General features: G+C 74.3%; 17 protein-coding genes. 10 read left to right on the top strand and 7 right to left on the bottom strand.

Annotated elements, in window-relative coordinates:
• Positions 1-4 precede the first annotated feature (4 nt).
• From AB0M03_RS17330 to AB0M03_RS17360, 7 genes are all read right to left on the bottom strand, one after another.
• A complete protein-coding gene (locus AB0M03_RS17330; protein WP_363492374.1) occupies positions 5-1,411 on the bottom strand; it encodes an endonuclease/exonuclease/phosphatase family protein in 1,407 nt (468 codons plus the stop codon).
• 148 nt (positions 1,412-1,559) lie between these two features.
• Complete coding sequence (locus AB0M03_RS17335; RefSeq protein WP_363492375.1) at positions 1,560-1,880, bottom strand: multidrug efflux SMR transporter; 321 nt, start codon at positions 1,878-1,880, stop codon at positions 1,560-1,562.
• A complete protein-coding gene (locus AB0M03_RS17340; protein ID WP_363492376.1) occupies positions 1,880-2,545 on the bottom strand; it encodes an HAD family phosphatase in 666 nt (221 codons plus the stop codon). The genes AB0M03_RS17335 and AB0M03_RS17340 overlap by 1 nt, the downstream gene beginning before the upstream one ends.
• 160 nt (positions 2,546-2,705) lie before the next feature.
• Complete coding sequence (locus AB0M03_RS17345) at positions 2,706-3,788, bottom strand: ABC transporter ATP-binding protein (RefSeq protein WP_363492377.1); 1,083 nt, start codon at positions 3,786-3,788, stop codon at positions 2,706-2,708.
• Between the two features lie 12 nt (positions 3,789-3,800).
• Entirely contained in the window at positions 3,801-4,646 is an 846-nt protein-coding gene (locus AB0M03_RS17350; protein ID WP_363492378.1) for an ABC transporter permease subunit, read from the bottom strand.
• Positions 4,634-5,605: an ABC transporter permease subunit gene (locus AB0M03_RS17355; protein ID WP_363492379.1), complete on the bottom strand. Its 972-nt coding sequence runs from the start codon at positions 5,603-5,605 to the stop codon at positions 4,634-4,636. Before AB0M03_RS17355 ends, AB0M03_RS17350 begins: the two co-directional genes overlap by 13 nt.
• Before the next feature lie 8 nt (positions 5,606-5,613).
• Positions 5,614-6,786, bottom strand: coding sequence for an ABC transporter substrate-binding protein (locus AB0M03_RS17360; RefSeq protein ID WP_363492380.1), 1,173 nt, complete (start codon positions 6,784-6,786; stop codon positions 5,614-5,616).
• Positions 6,787-7,072: 286 nt separating this feature from the next.
• Here AB0M03_RS17360 and AB0M03_RS17365 point away from each other — a divergent pair, with 286 nt between their 5' ends.
• The 10 genes from AB0M03_RS17365 to AB0M03_RS17410 all read left to right on the top strand — a co-directional run bounded on the left by AB0M03_RS17365 (position 7,073) and on the right by AB0M03_RS17410 (position 16,720).
• Positions 7,073-7,840: a GntR family transcriptional regulator gene (locus AB0M03_RS17365; protein ID WP_363492381.1), complete on the top strand. Its 768-nt coding sequence runs from the start codon at positions 7,073-7,075 to the stop codon at positions 7,838-7,840.
• Positions 7,841-8,023: 183 nt separating this feature from the next.
• Complete coding sequence (locus AB0M03_RS17370) at positions 8,024-9,235, top strand: hypothetical protein (RefSeq protein ID WP_363492382.1); 1,212 nt, start codon at positions 8,024-8,026, stop codon at positions 9,233-9,235.
• Between the two features lie 47 nt (positions 9,236-9,282).
• Positions 9,283-9,663, top strand: coding sequence for a hypothetical protein (locus AB0M03_RS17375; RefSeq protein WP_363492383.1), 381 nt, complete (start codon positions 9,283-9,285; stop codon positions 9,661-9,663).
• Positions 9,664-9,714: 51 nt separating this feature from the next.
• Complete coding sequence (locus AB0M03_RS17380) at positions 9,715-10,806, top strand: amidohydrolase family protein (protein ID WP_363492384.1); 1,092 nt, start codon at positions 9,715-9,717, stop codon at positions 10,804-10,806.
• A gap of 82 nt (positions 10,807-10,888) precedes the next feature.
• The gene (locus AB0M03_RS17385; RefSeq protein ID WP_363492385.1) at positions 10,889-11,566 is read left to right on the top strand and encodes a uracil-DNA glycosylase; all 678 of its coding nucleotides are present in this window, start codon (positions 10,889-10,891) and stop codon (positions 11,564-11,566) included.
• A gap of 230 nt (positions 11,567-11,796) precedes the next feature.
• Complete coding sequence (locus tag AB0M03_RS17390) at positions 11,797-12,711, top strand: SCO1860 family LAETG-anchored protein (RefSeq protein ID WP_363492386.1); 915 nt, start codon at positions 11,797-11,799, stop codon at positions 12,709-12,711.
• 183 nt (positions 12,712-12,894) lie between these two features.
• Entirely contained in the window at positions 12,895-13,917 is a 1,023-nt protein-coding gene (gene glnII, locus AB0M03_RS17395) for a glutamine synthetase (protein ID WP_363492387.1), read from the top strand.
• Positions 13,918-14,022: 105 nt separating this feature from the next.
• Positions 14,023-15,177, top strand: coding sequence for a M48 family metalloprotease (locus AB0M03_RS17400; RefSeq protein WP_363492388.1), 1,155 nt, complete (start codon positions 14,023-14,025; stop codon positions 15,175-15,177).
• Between the two features lie 109 nt (positions 15,178-15,286).
• Entirely contained in the window at positions 15,287-16,024 is a 738-nt protein-coding gene (locus tag AB0M03_RS17405) for a polyprenol monophosphomannose synthase (RefSeq protein ID WP_363492390.1), read from the top strand.
• Between the two features lie 132 nt (positions 16,025-16,156).
• Complete coding sequence (locus AB0M03_RS17410) at positions 16,157-16,720, top strand: hypothetical protein (RefSeq protein WP_363492391.1); 564 nt, start codon at positions 16,157-16,159, stop codon at positions 16,718-16,720.

Consider the following 16,720-nt stretch of genomic DNA (forward strand, 5'->3'; position numbering starts at 1 on the left):
CCTCTCAGAGGGTGAAGGTGGCGACGGCGGCGGCGGTGTCGCTCGGCCAGCCGTTGGCGGCGGCGTTCGGCTCGGCCTGCGGCCAGCCGGTGGCGAGGGTGTGCGCCTCGACGAGGGTCAGCGCGCCCGCGAAGAGGACCTGGTCGATCCGGTCCTGCGGCTCCGGCTTGCTGCCGCGCACCCGCCGGGTCGGCGACCAGGTGTTCCCGGGGAAGGCCACCGGGTCGGGGTGCGCGCCGCGGTAGGCGTCGGTCAGGCCTGCGTCCTGCAGGGCCACCGTGACCGGCCAGGCGAGGGCAGGGCGGCCGTCCTGGCCCGTCCAGTCCAGGTGCGAGGGCGAGGCGAGGTCGGCGGCCAGCACCACCCGCTGCCCGGCGGCGATGTCGGCCTTCACCGCGGCGGCCAGTGCGGTCGCCTGCTTGCCGCGGGTGGAGGCGGCCTCGGCGGCCTGCACCTGGGCGGCGCTCTGCCCGTCCTGGATCGCGTACGGGCCGTAGCCGCCCTCGTCCAGGTGCGCCGACCAGAAGCGCACGGTGCGGCCGCCCGGCAGCTGCACGGTGGCGCCGGCGGCGGGCAGCGAGGCGGTCGGTGCGGTGACCGCGGTGAGCGGCCAGCGGCTGAGGATGCCGACGCTGCCGGAGCTCTGGTGGGCGTACCAGCCGAGTGCGGTCGCCAGGGTCTGCGCGGCCGTCCCCTCGGTCTCCTGGAGCGCGAGGACGTCCAGGCCCTGGGTGAGCACGACGCGCAGCTGCTTCTCCAGCGCGTCGGTGAACGCGGCACCGGCCTTGGCCAGGTTCCAGGTCGCGGTCTTCAGGGTGAGCGGGCCGGCCGGGTCGAGCACCGGGACCTGCACGGTCACCGTGTCGGTGGCACCGGACGGGTCCTTGATGCCGACGGCCACCACCGCCGGGTGCGCCTGTGCGGTCGGCGCGGTGCCGACGACGGTGCCGTCGGCGGCCACCGACAGCCAGGCGTCACCGGACACCTTGCGGTACGCGGCGGTGCCGGTGCCCTTCATCCACAGTCCGGCCGTCCGCACCGAGACGGCGGCCCCCGGCGCCGCTCGGGTCGCCGTCAGGGCGTCCACCGCGGCGTGCGGCCGGGGCGCCGCCGGCCTGGGGCGGAAGCTGAACGGTGCGGTCTGCGCGAGGATGCCGTAGCCGTCCTTCGCCAGCAGGTACGCGGTGTACGGGCCGCCGGTCAGCGCCGAGGTGTCCAGCTGGACGTCCCCGGAGCTGCCCGGCGTGTACTTCCACAACAGCGAGGACCCGCTGCCGGGCAGCCGGGTGCCGTCGTAGATCCCCACCCAGTTCTTCGGGTCGGGGGAGCCGGTCGTCCAGTGGAAGGTGATCCGGTCGCCCTCGGTCGGGTCCGCCGGTGTCGCGATGACGAGCGTCGAGCCTGCCGCCACGGAAGTCCTGTCCGCCGCACCGCCGTTGGTGCGGCTGGTTCGAGTTGGCTGAACAACTCGAACCATTGACCCGGCCCCCGGCGGCATGCGCGTGAACACGACATGACGCCCCGTCGGAAGAACCGCGAACCCTGGCGGCGGGCGGTGCTCAGTGGCCGCCGCGGAGGTTGATGACGACGACGCCGGCGATCACCAGGGCGATGCCCAACCACTGGAGGCGGCCCAGGGGTTCGGCGAAGAAGGTCGCACCGATCGCGGCCACCGCGGCGGTGCCGGCGCCGGACCAGACCGCGTAGGCCACCGACACCGGGATGTGCTTCAGGGCGCGGCCGAGCAGCAGGAAGGAGAGCGCATAACCGATCGCCACGCCCACGCTGGGCCACAACCTGCTGAACCCGTCGGTGAGTTTGAGCAGGCTGGTGGCGCAGACCTCGCTGGTGATGGCCAGCGCGAGCAGCAGGTACGGCATCAGGCGCGCCGGTCGGCGGCGAGGCTGCCCAGCAGGTCCAGGTCGGCGTGCTCCAGGCTGTCCAGCAGGGTGATCCGGCCGTCCGCGGCGATCGGCACGGTGGAGGGGACGGCCAGCACCGCGCAGCCGGCGGCCACCGCCGAGGCCACCCCGGCCGGGCTGTCCTCGACGGCCACGCAGGCCGCCGGGTCGAGGCCCAGGCGGTCGGCCGCGGCCAGGTACGGGTCGGGCTCGGGCTTGGTGCGCTCGGTGTCCTCGGCGGCCAGGGTGGTGGTGAACCAGCGGTCGCCGATCGCGCCGAGCACCAGGTCGACGACCCGCCGCGGCGAGGCGGAGACCAGGGCGGTCGGGACGGCGGCGGTCCGCAGGGCGGCGAGCAGGTCGAGGGCGCCCGGCCGGGGGACGACCTCGGCGGCGACCTTGCCGGCGAAGACGCCGTTCAGCCGCTCGACGAGCTCGGCCTCGGCGCGGTCGGTGCCGCTGGCCCGGTGCAGGTGGGCGGCGGTGTGTTCGGCGGCCCGGCCGAGCACGTGCGGGAGGTCGGCGTCGTCGAGGGAGAGGCCGAGCTCGGCCGCGGTCTCGGCGGCGGCCTGCCACCAGAGGGGCTCGGTGTCGACGAGTGTGCCGTCCATGTCGAACAGGACGGCGGCGGGGGTGTGCGGCATGGGTGAACCTTACGCAGTCGGATGAAATGAGGGGCGCGGGGGACTGCGCAGTCCGGGTGCGGGTGTCGCGACGGCACGGGCCGAGCCCGGATCCGTACGGTGACCCGCATCCGAATTGCGCAGTTCCCCGCGCCCCTGATGGGTTGCCCGGGTGCGGACGTCAGCGTCGGCGGTCGACGAGGACGGGGCGGTCGGGGAGGGTGACGTCGGCGCGGCTGCCGGGCGGCAGGGCGGCGGCGGCCTCGGTGGTGAGGTCGGCCTTGACCTCGGTGCCGTCGGGGAGGCGGACGGTGAGCCGGGTGACGGCGCCGAGGAAGGAGGCGCCGGTGACCTGGGCGGGGCCGTCGGCGGCGGGCACCAGCGCCACGTTCTCGGGGCGGACGAGCACGTCGAGCGGCCCGTCGGCGGGCAGGGTGCCGTCGACCGGGTGCGTCCGGCCGAGCAGGGCGACGCCGTGGCCGGAGCGCTCGCAGGGGATGCGGCTCATGGTGCCGACGAACTCGGCGACGAAGGCGGTGGCCGGGCGTGCGTACAGCTCGGCGGGGGCCGCGCACTGCTCCAGGCGGCCGGCCCGCAGCACGGCGACCCGGTCGGCCATGGAGAGGGCCTCCTCCTGGTCGTGCGTCACGAACAGGGTGGTGATGCCGAGTTCGCGCTGCAGGCGGCGGATCTCCTCGCGCAGGGTGAGCCGGACCTTGGCGTCCAGGGCGGAGAGCGGCTCGTCCAGCAGCAGCACCCGGGGCTTGAGAGCGAGGGCGCGGGCGAGCGCGATCCGCTGCTGTTGGCCGCCGGAGAGCTGGTGCGGGTAGCGGGCGGCGTGCTGCGGCAGGCCGACGAGTTCCAGCAACTCCTGCGCGCGGGCGCGGCGTTCGGCCTTGGCGGTGCCGCGCATCCGCATCCCGAAGGCGACGTTGTCGAGCGCGGTGAGGTGCGGGAAGAGGCTGTACGACTGGAAGACCATGCCGGCGTCGCGACGGTGTGCGGGGATGCCGGTGACGGACTGCCCGTCGACCAGGACGTCGCCCGCGTCGTGGGTCTCGAAGCCGGCCAGGATGCGCAGCGCGGTGGTCTTGCCGCAGCCGGACGGGCCGAGCAGGGCGAGGAGTTCACCGGGCCGGACGTCCAGGTCGAGGCCGTCCAGGGCGGTGGTGGCGCCGAACGCGCGGCGCAGGCCGCGGAACTCGACGGTGGCGCCGCCCACGGCGGTCTCGGCGGACGGGGCGTGCGGGGTGGCGGTGCTCATGCGGGTCTCCGGTCAGGATTGGGCGGGCGCGGGGCGGCGCTCGCGGCCGGCGGCGGCGAGCAGGAGCAGCAGCACCCAGGTGATCAGCAGGCTCAGTACGGAGACCGCGACGGACATCTGGCCCTGGCTGTTGCCGACCGAGTACACCCAGACCGCGAAGGGCTGGTAGCCGAGGATGGAGGCGGCGGTGAACTCGCCGAGCACCAGCGCCAGGGTGAGGAAGGCGGCGTTCAGCAGGGCGCCGCGCAGGTTGGGCAGCACGACGGTGAGGACGGCGCGCGGCCAGCTCGCGCCGCAGCTGCGGGCGGCCTCGACCAGGGTGCGGACGTCGACCGCGCGCAGCCCCGAGTCCAGGGCCCGGTAGGCGAGCGGCAGCGACATCAGCACGTACGCGATGACCAGGACGAGCGGGAACTCGGGCTGCTGGATGAAGACGATCGTCTGGAAGAACGGCGTGTCCATCAGGTGGTCAGGTCCCCAGCGCAGCACGCCGATCACGCCGGCGGTGAAGGCGACCGGCGGCACCACCAGCGGCAGGGTGCAGACCACTTCGAGGACGGCGCGCATCCGCGGGGTGCCGAGCCTGGCGGCGATCAGTGCCGGGACGAGCAGGACGAGCAGCACCACCACGGTGGCGGCGGCGAGTTCGAGGGTGAGCAGCAGGGCGTCGGTGAAGCCGGGGGCGCCCAGCAGGCCGGTGTAGGCGTCGAAGCGGATGCCGCCGCCCGGGTTGTCGATCGAGAACCACACCGAGGCGGCCATCGGGACGAGGAAGTACAGGCCGGCGACCAGCAGCACGGTGCCGCGCCACAGGCGCGGGCGTCGGCCGGCGAGGGCCCTCGGGGTCAGCTGAGCCATCGGGCGCTCCGGCGCTGGAGGGGCAGGTAGACGGCCATCACCAGGACGGCGACGACGATCATGTCGAGGCTGAGGGCGAGGGCGAGGTTGCCCTGGCCGACCAGCACGTTGCCGGAGAGCGCGTCGGCGATCGACCGGCTGATCAGCGGCACGGTCGCGCCGACCATGGCGGCGGCGGTGGCGTACGCGGCGAAGGCGCTGCCGAACAGCAGCACGTAGCCGCCGAGCAGCGAGGGCAGCAGGATCGGCAGGGCGACGTGCCGCCAGTACTGCAGGGCGGTGGCCCGGTTGTTGGCGGCGGCCTCGCGCCACTGCCTGCGCAGCCCGTCCAGGGCCGGGGTGATGGTGAGGACCATCAGCGGCACCAGGAAGTACAGGTAGGCGATGCTCAGGCCGGTGAAGCCGTAGAGCGTCCAGCCGTGGTCGGTGAGGTGGAACAGCTTGGTGATCTCGCCGGCGTTGCCGAGGGTGGCGACGAAGGCGAAGGCCAGCGGGAGTCCGCCGAAGTTGGCGAGCACGCCGGAGGCGGTCAGCACCGCCTCGCGGACGGCGCGGAACCGGGAGGTCACCACCGCCTGCGCCAGCGGCAGGCCGACGACGGTGCCGATCAGCGCGGTGAGCGCGGAGAGCTTGACGCTGCTGAGCAGGGCCGTCCAGTACGCGCCCTGCACCGAGTCGGTGAGGTTGGCGGTGCTGAACGTGCCGGCGCCGGCCTCGGCGTCCGAGGACAGCGTGAAGGCGCCGGTGGCGATGGCGATCGCGGGCAGGCCGAAGCCGACCGCGAAGAAGGCCAGCAGCGGCAGCGCGGTGAGCCAGGGGCCGCCGCGCGGGCGGCGGGCCCGCGCGGCGGGCGCGGGTGCCGCGGGTGGGGGAGCGGAGGGGCCGGCGGCCACGGCGCCCGGGCCGCCGCTGGGGTCAGCGGCGGCCGGGGCCGGCACCGGGGTGGGAGCCGTGGTCATGGTGTCGATCAGCCCGCGATCGCCTTGGTCCAGTTCTCGGTCACGACCTTCTTGGCGGCCGTGATCTGGTCCTGGCTCGGGAAGGTGGTGAAGGGCTTCTCGACGGCCGGCAGCTTGGCGGCCGCGGCGGTGTCCAGCGTGCCGTCCTTCTTCATGGCGTCGAACAGCGCCGGGGTGGCGTAGCCGCCCAGGTAGAGGTTCTGGCCCTCGGGGCTGAACAGGTACTCCTGCCAGAGGCGGGCGGCCGCCGGGTGCGGGGCCCACTTGTTGACGCCCTGGTTGTAGAACTGGGCGTAGGAGCCGTCGGAGGGGACGGCGACCTGCCAGTCGACGCCCTTGCCCTTGAACTCGTCGGTGTAGCCGGCGTTCAGGTACGACCAGTCGATGGAGATCGGGGTCTCGCCCTTCTCGACGGTGGCCGGGGTCGACTCGACCGGGTTGAAGTTGCCGGACTGCTTCAGCTTGGCGAAGAAGTCGATGCCGGGCTGGATGTCGTCCAGCGAACCGCCGTTGGCCAGAGCCGCCGCGTACACGCCGCCGAAGGCCGAACCCGACTTGGTGGGGTTGCCGTTGAGCGCGACCTTGCCCTTGTACTCGGGCTTCAGCAGGTCGGCGAAGGTCTTCGGGCAGGTGCCGACGCGCTTGGCGTCGCAGCCGATCGAGATGTAGCCGCCGTAGTCGTTGACCCGCAGGCCGGCCGGGTCCTTCATGGTGTCGGCGATCTTGTCGAACGCGGCGACCTTGTACGGGGCGAGCAGTCCGTCCTTGGCGGCCTGCAGGGCGAAGGCGCTGCCCAGGTCGACCACGTCGGGGGCGCGGTCCTGGCCCTTGCGGGAGGTGATCGCGTTGATCTCGTCCTGGCTGGAGCCGTCCGGGTTCTCCTCCTCGATCTCGATGCCGTACTTGGCCTTGAAGCCCTCGAGGAGCTTGCCGTAGTTCGCCCAGTCGTGGGGCAGCGTGATGACGTGCAGCTTCCCCTCCTTCTTGGCGGCGGCCACGAGGGCGTCCATGCCGCCGAGGTCGGCCGCCGAGGTGGCGTCCTTGGCGGCCTTGGCGCCGGCCGCCTTGCCGGCGTCGCCGGACGCCGCGGAGGAGCCCGCGGAGCCGCAGGCGGACAGGGAGAGCGCTGCGGCGGTCAGTACGGCCGCGAGGGCGGCGGCACGGGCGCGGTGCACGGTCACGGAAGGTTCTCCAGGGTGAGGGCGCTGCAGTGGGGTTCGCGCGGATGCGCGTGGATTCGCTCGGTGATGCCGCCCGGCCCGGCCAAGTTGGCCAGCCAACTTTCGGCGACGCCGGTAAGTACGCCGGAGACCGGTGACGGGAAGGTGAACGGACGGCCCAGGCCGGGGGGCGGCTTCGGGAACGGTGGAGACCGGCCCGCCGATCGGTGATCCACAACGGTTACAGTCGGTGCCGTCCGCCCGAATTCGGAAGCGCCGGACATCCCGCAGAGAGGACCCCACCGCCGTGCCAGCAGACCCGGACCGAACCGCCGGCGCCCTCTACCGCACGGTGGCGGCCGACCTTCGGGAGTCCATCACCACCGGCCGGTTCGGCGAGGCCGGCCGGCTGCCCGCGGAGGGCGCCCTCGCCGAGCAGTACGGCGTCTCCCGCGGCACCGTCCGGCAGGCCCTCGCCCTGCTGCGCGCCGACGGCCTGGTCACCTCCCGCCGCGGCACCCGCCGGGTGGTGCTCGGCACCGCCCGGGTGCAGAGCTTCTCCGAACTGCTCAGCTTCACCCACTGGGCCCGCTCGATGGGCGAGGAGCCCGGCGGCCGGCTGGAGTCGATGGTCCGCCGCCCCGCCGACCCCGCCGAGTGCGAACTGCTCCGCCTGGAGCCCGGCACCGAGGTGTACGTGATGCTCCGTCTGCGCACGCTCTCCGGCACCCCGGTGATGGTGGAGCGCACCGTCTACCCGCCGCGGGTCGGCGAGATCGTCGCCGAACTCCCCGCCGACGCCGTCTCCCACACCGAACCGCTGCGCGAGCACGGCATCCTGTTCACCGACGCCGACCACACCATCGACGTGGTCGCCGCCAACACCGAGGACGCCCGCCTGCTCGGCTGCCGCCGCGGCAGCCCGCTGCTGCGCGAGAAGCGCCGCACCACCGACCCCACCGGCACCCCCGTGGAGTGGTCGCAGGACCGCTACCTCCCCGGCACCGTGGCCTTCAGCATCCACAACTCGCTGGCCTCCTCCGCCCTTTCCCGCCACGCCCGGGACGGAGACTGAGGAACCCGGCCCCGGCCCGGAACGATCCGGACCCGTGCCGCCGCGGCTCCAAACCTCCCTCCGTGTCACCCGATCGGGTCGACTGTGCGGCGACTCGGCCGCTGTGGCTCGCCCCGCCGCCCGCGGATTGGTGCACTCGTCCTGCACGGCCCGGGCGGGCCGGTGGGCGAGGGAGGGGAACCGATGGCACGGACCGCACCGACCGGACGGAAGGGGCGGCTGCTCCGGCGCGCGGTGGTGCTGGCCCTCGCCTGTGCGGCCGCCACCGCGGCCGCCCCGCCCCTCCCGGCCGCCGACGGCACGCCGGCCGGGCCGGCCGCGGCCCCCGCCGCCGGGGGCTGGCGCGGGTGGCGCACCCCGCCCGCCGTCCGCAACCAGGAGCTGCGCGCGGTCGCCGCACTCGGCCCGGACGCCGCCTGGGCGGTCGGCTACGAGGACAGCGCCGCGGGCGGCGCCCCGCTGGTCGAGCGGTTCGACGGGCGCTCCTGGCGCAGGCTGCAGGTCCCCGGCCACCGCGGCACCGGCAGCCTGGAGGCGGTGCTGCCCTTCGGCCCGTCCGACGTCTGGGCGGTCGGCAGCCGCAGTGACCCGGCCGTCGGCGAGGACCGCGGCCTCGCCCTGCACTGGGACGGCCGCGGCTGGCGCGAGGTGCCGCTGCCCGCCGGGCCGGCCGACCGCTCCTCCCACCCGCTGGCCCTCGCCGGGGCCGGCCCGCACGACCTGTGGGCGGTCGGCGCGACCGCCCACGACCGTACGACGGCGCCCCGCCCGCTGGTCCACCACTGGGACGGCAGGGCCTGGCAGACCGTCCCCACCCCGGGGACGGAGGGCGACGCCCTGCTGCTGGGGGCGGCCACCGACGGGGCCGGCGGGGTGTGGGCGGTCGGCGCCGCCTACGACCCGGACGGCACGGCCCGCCCGCTCGCCGAACACTGGGACGGCACCGCCTGGCGGATCGTCGACGTCCCCCGGCCGGAGGGCCGCAGCACCACCCTGGAGTCGGTGGCCGCGGTCGCCCCGGACGACGTCTGGGCGGTCGGCTCCACCACGACGGACGACGGCCCGCCGCACCCCTACCTGCTGCACTGGGACGGCACCGCCTGGCGCCCCGCCGAACCCCCGGCCGAGGCCGAGGGCCAACTGCACGCGGTGGCGGCCGGCCCCGACGGCACCGTCTGGGCGGCCGGCGAGCAGCCCGGCGCCGACATCCCGGGCTTCGTCCTGCGCCGCCGCGACGGAGCCTGGACGTACCACCCGGCCGCCCCGTCCGCGGCCGGCGCCTCCTTCTTCTCGGTCGCCCCGGTGCCCGGCACCGGCACCGCCTGGGCGGTCGGCTCCACCCAGCCCCGCCTCGAGGACACCTGGCGCCCCGTCATCGGCTCCTACACCCCCTGAGGGGGTCCGCGGGGCCGGCCGTCCGGCCGCCGTGGCACAGCGGCCGCGTGCTCCTGCCTCTTGAGAACGCCCGCTTCGTCACGGGCCCGGTGCCGCCGCTGCTGCTGCTCGGCGCGACGCCCGTCCACGCCGCCCTGCCCCCGTTGAACGGCCCCGGCGAAGGGCTGCCCGTCTGCGAGGGGTGGACGCCGGTGCCGAGTCTCATCATGTGCGTGGTCGACGGGCCGGGCGAGGCCGGCTGCGTGATCCCCGCGCTCACCGCACCGGGCGACCCGGAGGAGGCCGAGCACATCGACGCCTGGTGCGCCGCGGTCGAGGAGGCCGGCGGAGCCGTGGTGGTCTCCCTGGACGCGATGCCCGAGCAGGTGGACCGGGCCGAGGTGTTCGGCGGGGACGCTTCCCGCGGCGGGTTCGTCCCGCTCGCCTGACACCTGCTTCCCCGGGCCGGGCCGCGGCGGGGCGTCGGTAGAGTGCGGGACATGAGCGATGGCGCGGTGCTGCACATCAAGGGACGGGTGCTGGTCGGGCCCGAGGACGTCCGGGACGAGCTGTGGGTGGTGGACGGGCGGGTCTCCTTCGACCGCCCCGCGCACGCCGCCGACGTCCGGACGGTCACCGGCTGGGCGATGCCCGGCCTGGTCGACGCGCACTGCCACGTCGGTCTGGACGCGCACGGCGCCGTCGACGAGGCCACCAGCGAGAAGCAGGCCGTCACCGACCGGGACGCCGGCACCCTGCTGATCCGCGACGCCGGCTCGGCCGCCGACACCCGCTGGATCGACGACCGCGAGGACCTGCCCCGGATCATCCGGGCCGGCCGCCACATCGCCCGCACCCGCCGCTACATCCGCAACTACGCGCACGAGATCGAGCCCGGCGACCTGGCGGCGTTCGTCCGGCACGAGGCCCGCCGCGGCGACGGCTGGGTGAAGCTGGTCGGCGACTGGATCGACCGCGAGCAGGGCGACCTGACCGCCTGCTGGCCCGGGGACGCACTGCGCGAGGCGATCGCCGCCGCGCACGAGGAGGGCGCCAGGGTCACCGCGCACTGCTTCGCCGCCGAGTCGCTGCCGGACCTGATCGCGGCCGGCATCGACTGCATCGAGCACGCCACCGGCCTCACCGAGGAGCTGATCCCGCAGTTCGCCGAGCGCGGGGTGGCCATCGTGCCGACCCTGGTGAACATCGCCACCTTCCCGAAGCTGGCGGCGGGCGGCGAGCAGAAGTTCCCGGCCTGGTCCGCGCACATGCGGCGGCTGCACGAGCGCCGGTACGACACGGTGGGCGCCGCGCACGACGCGGGCATCCCGGTCTTCGTCGGCACCGACGCCGGGGGCTCGCTCGCCCACGGGCTGGTCGCGGACGAGGTGGCCGAGCTGGTGAAGGCCGGCCTGTCGGCCACCGAGGCGCTGTCGGCGGCGAGTTGGGCGGCCCGCGAGTGGCTGGGCCGGGACGGCCTGACCGAGGGCGCCGCCGCCGACCTGGTGGTGTACGCGGAGGACCCGCGGGCGGACGTCCGGGTGCTGGCCGACCCGCAGGCCGTGGTGCTGCGCGGCCGCGTGGTGGCCTGAGCACCGGGCCGGTGAGTGCCGCCGCGGGCCCTGCGTCAAGCTCCGCGGCGGCGTGTCGGCGGGGGCCGCTAGGGTGATCACCATGGCACCCCGTCCCCTGCACGAGATCGTCGAACCCGGCTGGGCCCGCGCCCTGGAGCCGGTGGCCCCCCGCGTCGCCGCGATGGGCGACTTCCTGCGCGCCGAGCTGGCCGCCGGCCGCACCTACCTGCCCTCCGGCCCGAACGTGCTGCGCGCCTTCCAGCAGCCCTTCGACCAGGTCCGGGTGCTGATCGTCGGCCAGGACCCGTACCCGACGCCGGGGCACGCGGTCGGCCTCAGCTTCTCCGTGGCGCCCGAGGTCCGGCCGATCCCGGCCAGCCTGGTCAACATCTACCGCGAGTACGGGACGGACCTGGGCTTCCCGCCGCCGTCCAACGGCGATCTCACCCCGTGGACGCAGCAGGGCGTGCTGCTGCTCAACCGCGTGCTGACGGTGGCGCCGCGCACGCCCAACGCGCACAAGGGCAAGGGCTGGGAGGACGTCACCGAGCAGGCGATCCGGGCGCTGGCAGCCCGCGGCGGCCCGATGGTGGCGATCCTCTGGGGATCGGCCGCCCGCAACCTCCGCCCGTTGCTCGGCGAGATCCCGACGATCGAGTCCGTGCACCCGAGCCCGATGTCCGCGGACCGCGGCTTCTTCGGCTCCCGGCCGTTCAGCCGGGCCAACGAACTGCTGGCCCGCCAGGGCGCCCAGCCGGTGGACTGGCGCCTGCCGTAGGGCGTGGTGTCGGGCGCCGTGGCCCGGGATGTCAGGCTACGGCGTCAACCTCACTCGAAATAGTGAACTGACGCTCTGTGGTGCTCATGTGACGGATCGTCCGCATGAGACTGAGTGTCAGTCCAGAGCACGAGCCCCTTCCCCCGGACCGGTGTGCGCCATCGCTGCACCCGCGCGGGGTGATGCCGGTGGCGCGCTCTTCCGAGTACACGTGTGGGGGTCCATCCGTCATGCCGTCCCGTTCGTCCGTCCGCGCCGTCGCCGCGTCCCTGGCCGCCTCGGCGCTGGCCGTCTCCCTGCCCGCCGCCGCAGCGCACGCGACCGGCCCCACGCCGTCCGCGGGCAGTGCCAGGGCGGTCACCGCCGAGGTCGACCTGGACGTGTCCCTCCTCGACAAGGCGGTGCACATCCCCGTCGAGGCGACGCTCAACAAGGTGCAGACCCCGGCGCAGCGGGACGCCTCGATGCTCACCGCCGCCGTCGACGGCGTGGACCGCGGGCGCCCGGTCACCCTGGTCAAGGCGGACGTCGGCCGCTCGGTCACGCGCGTCGACGAGCACGGCACCTTCGCCTCCGTCACGCTCGCCGACGCCGACCTGCACGCCCCGGGCCTGCCCGCCACCACGCTGCTCGGCCTGCAGGCGCTCTCCGCCGAGGCGACCTGTCCGGTGGACGGGCAGCCCTCCGCCAAGGTCACCTCCCCGCTGAAGCTGACCGTGCTCGGCCGCCCGGTCACGGTCGGCCTGAACAGCCCGAGCCGGGTGACCGTGCCCGCGGTGGGCACCGTGGAGGTGGAGTTCTCCAAGAAGACGGTCACCTCCGCCACGGCCGCAGCCTCCGCCCTGGAGGTGTCCGTGGACGTCAATCCGCTGAACCTGAACGTGGCCCGCGTCACGGGCAGGGTGACGGTGGCCTCCGTTTCCTGCGAGAAGCCCGGCCCGAGCCCGGTGGTCCAGACCTCCAAGGCCGCCCAGAAGCCCACCGCGGCCGATCTGCAGGGGCCCGCCGAGCAGGCCGGCGCGCTGGCTGCAACCGGCAGCAGCGGCACCGGCTTCATGGCCGGCGGAGCCGTGACGCTGCTGGTCACGGGGGGTGCGGTGGTGTGGGCGAGTCGGCGCCGCCGGGGTCGGGCGCGGCACCGCTGACCGCCCCGGCCGAACCAGCCGTCCCACCGATTCGTTCGCATGATGAGACGTGCACTGTCCGACGGTGAGCGTGCCGCCGCGGACGGTTGGTTCACATGGGCGTTACATAGGAGGAACAACCGGGAAACGGCGGCTTGCAACGCTACGCGGGCACCCACCACCCAAGCAGTGAGGTTCACCGCAATGGCAATCAAGGCCGAGTACATCTGGATCGACGGCACCAAGCCGACCGCCAAGCTCCGTTCCAAGACTCGGGTGCTGCCGAACGCGGACAAGATCCCCACCTGGGGCTTCGACGGTTCCTCGACCAACCAGGCCGAGGGCCACGCCTCGGACCGCGTGCTCGAGCCGGTGAAGGTCGTGCCGGACCCCATCCGCGGTGGTGACAACATCCTGGTCCTGTGCGAGGTCCTCGAGATCGACGGCACCCCGCACGAGTCCAACACCCGTGCCCTGCTGCGCGAGGTCGCCGAGAAGTACGCCTCCCAGGAGGCGATCTTCGGCATCGAGCAGGAGTACACCTTCTTCAAGGGCTCCCGCCCGCTCGGCTTCCCCGAGGGCGGCTACCCGGCCCCGCAGGGCGGCTACTACTGCGGCGTGGGTGCCGAGGAGGTCTTCGGCCGCGAGATCGTCGAGCTCCACCTGGACCGCTGCCTCGACGCCGGCCTGGCGATCTGCGGCATCAACGCCGAGGTCATGCCCGGCCAGTGGGAGTTCCAGATCGGCCCGGTCGACGCGCTGACCGTCTCCGACGACCTGTGGCTCGGCCGCTACCTGCTCTACCGCACCGCCGAGGAGTTCGGCATCGACGCCACCCTGGACGCCAAGCCGGCCCGTGGCGACTGGAACGGCGCGGGTGCCCACACCAACTTCTCCACCAAGGCGATGCGCGAGGGCTACGAGGCCATCATCACCGCCTGCGAGTCGCTCGGCGCCTCGGAGGAGAAGGTCATCGAGCACGTCAGCCAGTACGGCGACGACATCCAGTCCCGCCTCACCGGCAAGCACGAGACCGCCCCGTGGAACGTCTACTCCTACGGCGTCTCCAACCGCGGTGCCTCCGTCCGCATCCCGTGGCAGGTCGAGGTGGAGCAGAAGGGCTACATCGAGGACCGCCGCCCGAACGCGAACGTCGACCCCTACGTCGTCACCCGCCTCCTGGTGAACACCTGCTGCGAGGCCCTGGAGAAGGCCGGCCAGGTCTGATCCACGCTCTTCCCGGAGCTTCCCGCCCGCCGCTCCCTCCGCACCGGAGGCGAGCGGCGGGCGGTTCCGTACCCGCAGTGCTCCGCCTTCCGTAGGGTGGGAACCATGGCGGACGACCCCGACTTCACCCCCGAGCAGGTGGCCCGCGGCCGCGCCCTGCGGCGCGAGCAGCTGCCCTGGATGCTCGGCGGCGCCCTCACCGCGCTCGCCCTCACCCTGGTGCTCGGCCTCACCCCGGCCGGCGCCGGACTCGTCACCCGGGCCGGCGACCTCTTCGGCGGCTCCCGCACGGCCGAGGTGCTCGGCGGCGCCGCCGCACTGGCCGTCCTCGGCCAGCTCGTCCGGCTGCCGTTCGGCGCCCGGGTCCGCACCGTCCGCGCCCGCTACGGACTGGTCACCCAGGGCTGGGGCGGCTGGGCCCTCGACGCCGTACGCGGCCTCGCCCTCGGCCTCGCCCTCCTCCTCCCCGCCGCACTCGGCCTCTACGCCCTCACCGACCGGTCCCCGACCCGCTGGTGGATCCCCGGCGCCGCCCTCGCCGCCCTGCTGGTCGCCGCCCTCTCCTTCCTCCACCCGCTGCTGATCGAACCGGTCTTCAACCGCTTCACCCCCATGCCCGAGGGCCCGCTGCGGGGCGCCCTGCTCGGCCTCGCCGAGCGGGACGGCGTCCGGGTGCGGGAGGTTCTCGTCGCGGACGCCTCGCGGCGCACCACCGCCCTCAACGCCTATGTCTCCGGCCTCGGTTCGACCCGCCGCATCGTCGCCTACGACACCCTGCTCGCCACCGCCGAACCCCGCGAGGTCGAACTCGTCGTCGCCCACGAACTCGGCCACGTCAAGCACCGCGACGTCCTGACCGGCACCCTGCTCGGCGCCCTCGGGGCCGCCGCGGCCGTCGCCGTCACCGGCCTCGCCGCCAGCTGGCAGCCCCTGCTGGACGCCGCGGGCGCCGACAGCGCCGCCGACCCCCGCTCACTGCCCCTGCTCGCCGCCCTGGTCGCCCTGATCGCCGCCGCAACCGGCCCCCTGCAGGCCGCGGCCAGCCGCCGCATCGAGGCCCGCGCCGACCGCCACGCCCTCGAACTCACCAACGACCCCGCGCAGTTCATCGCCATGCAGCGCCGCCTCGCGATCACCAACGTCTCCGACGTCGACCCGCCCCGCCTCCTCGTCCTCCTCTTCGCCACCCACCCCAGCACCACCCGCCGCATCACCGCCGCCCGCACCTGGCGCCCCGCTGAAGGACCGGCCAACCCGTAGGGGCGCGGGGGGCCGCTCGTCCACCGTGGGTCTGCCGGAAGGTGGTTCGGCGGGCGGTCGTAGACTCGCAACTGCCGTCCCGGAACGAACCGACCAGAGGAACTGATTCATGCTGGACGCCGCCCCCAAGGTCGTCGTCGTCGTACCCACGTACAACGAGCGGGAGAACCTGCCCGTCATCGTCGGCCTGCTCACCGACCTGGAGATGCCCAACCTGCACGTGCTCGTCGTGGACGACAACTCGCCCGACGGCACCGGCGAGGTCGCGGACAAGCTCGCCGCGGACTCCCCGGAGACCGTCGGCGTCCTCCACCGCACGGACAAGGACGGTCTCGGCCGCGCCTACATCGCCGGCATGACCCGCGCCCTCGCCGAGGGCGCCGACATCGTCGTCCAGATGGACGCCGACCTCTCGCACCCGGCCTCGGTGCTCCCCACCATGGTCGAGACCCTGCTCGGCGGGGACGCCGCCGTCGTCCTCGGTTCCCGCTACGTGCCGGGCGGTTCGACGGCCGCGGAGTGGCCGTGGCACCGCAAGGCGCTCTCGGCGTGGGCGAACTTCTACGTCAACACGATCCTCCGCCTGCAGGTGAAGGACGCCACGGCCGGGTTCAAGGCGTGGAAGGCGGAGGCCCTGCGGGCGATCGACCTGGAGTCGGTGCACAGCAACGGCTACTCGTTCCAGGTGGAGATGAACCACCGTGTCGTCCGCCGCGGCCTGCGGATCGCGGAGGTGCCGATCCGCTTCGAGGAGCGGGTCAAGGGCGCCTCGAAGATGAGCTTCGGCGTGCAGGTGGAGTCGGCGCTCGCACCGTGGAAGCTGCTGCTCGGCAAGTCCGGCCGCTGACCGCCCGCCACTCCCACCACCACTGACGGACGACCTCCGGGAGGCGCGGGGACCGCACACGGCCCCGCGCCTCCCTCCGTGCCCGTGCGATATTCGATTGGCCCGGGCGCGCGGGCACCGGAGAATCGGGCCATGGAGCAATCGGAGGGCGACGGGCGGCCGTTGCTGCTGCTGGACGTGGACGGGCCGCTCAATCCGTACCGGGCGAAGCCGCAACGCCGCCCGGAGGGCTACCTCACCCACCGGGTGAAGCCCGCCTCCTGGATCGCCCGCCACCCGGGCACACCGGCGGCGTACGTGAAGCCGCTGCGCCTGTGGCTCAACCCCGGGCACGGCCCCGCCCTGCTCGCGCTGCCCTTCCAATTGGTCTGGTGCACCACGTGGATGGACGAGGCCAACGAGTGGATAGCCCCGCGGATCGGGCTGCCCCGGCTGCCGTACGTCCCGTGGCCGCGGGTGCACCACGGCGACCCGGACGACCTGCACTGGAAGACCCGGTACCTGGTCGAGTGGGCGGCGGGCCGCCCGTTCGCCTGGGTGGACGACGAGATCGGTCCGCAGGACACCGCCTGGATCGCCGCGAACCATCCCGCCCCGGCGACGACCCTGCTGGTCGACCACCGCCACGGCCTGCGCCCGGACGACTTCACCGCCCTGGCCGACTGGGCGGACCCCCTCGCCGCGAAGACCCGGTGA

Source organism: Kitasatospora sp. NPDC051914 (assembly GCF_040680995.1).
GTDB lineage: Bacteria > Actinomycetota > Actinomycetes > Streptomycetales > Streptomycetaceae > Kitasatospora.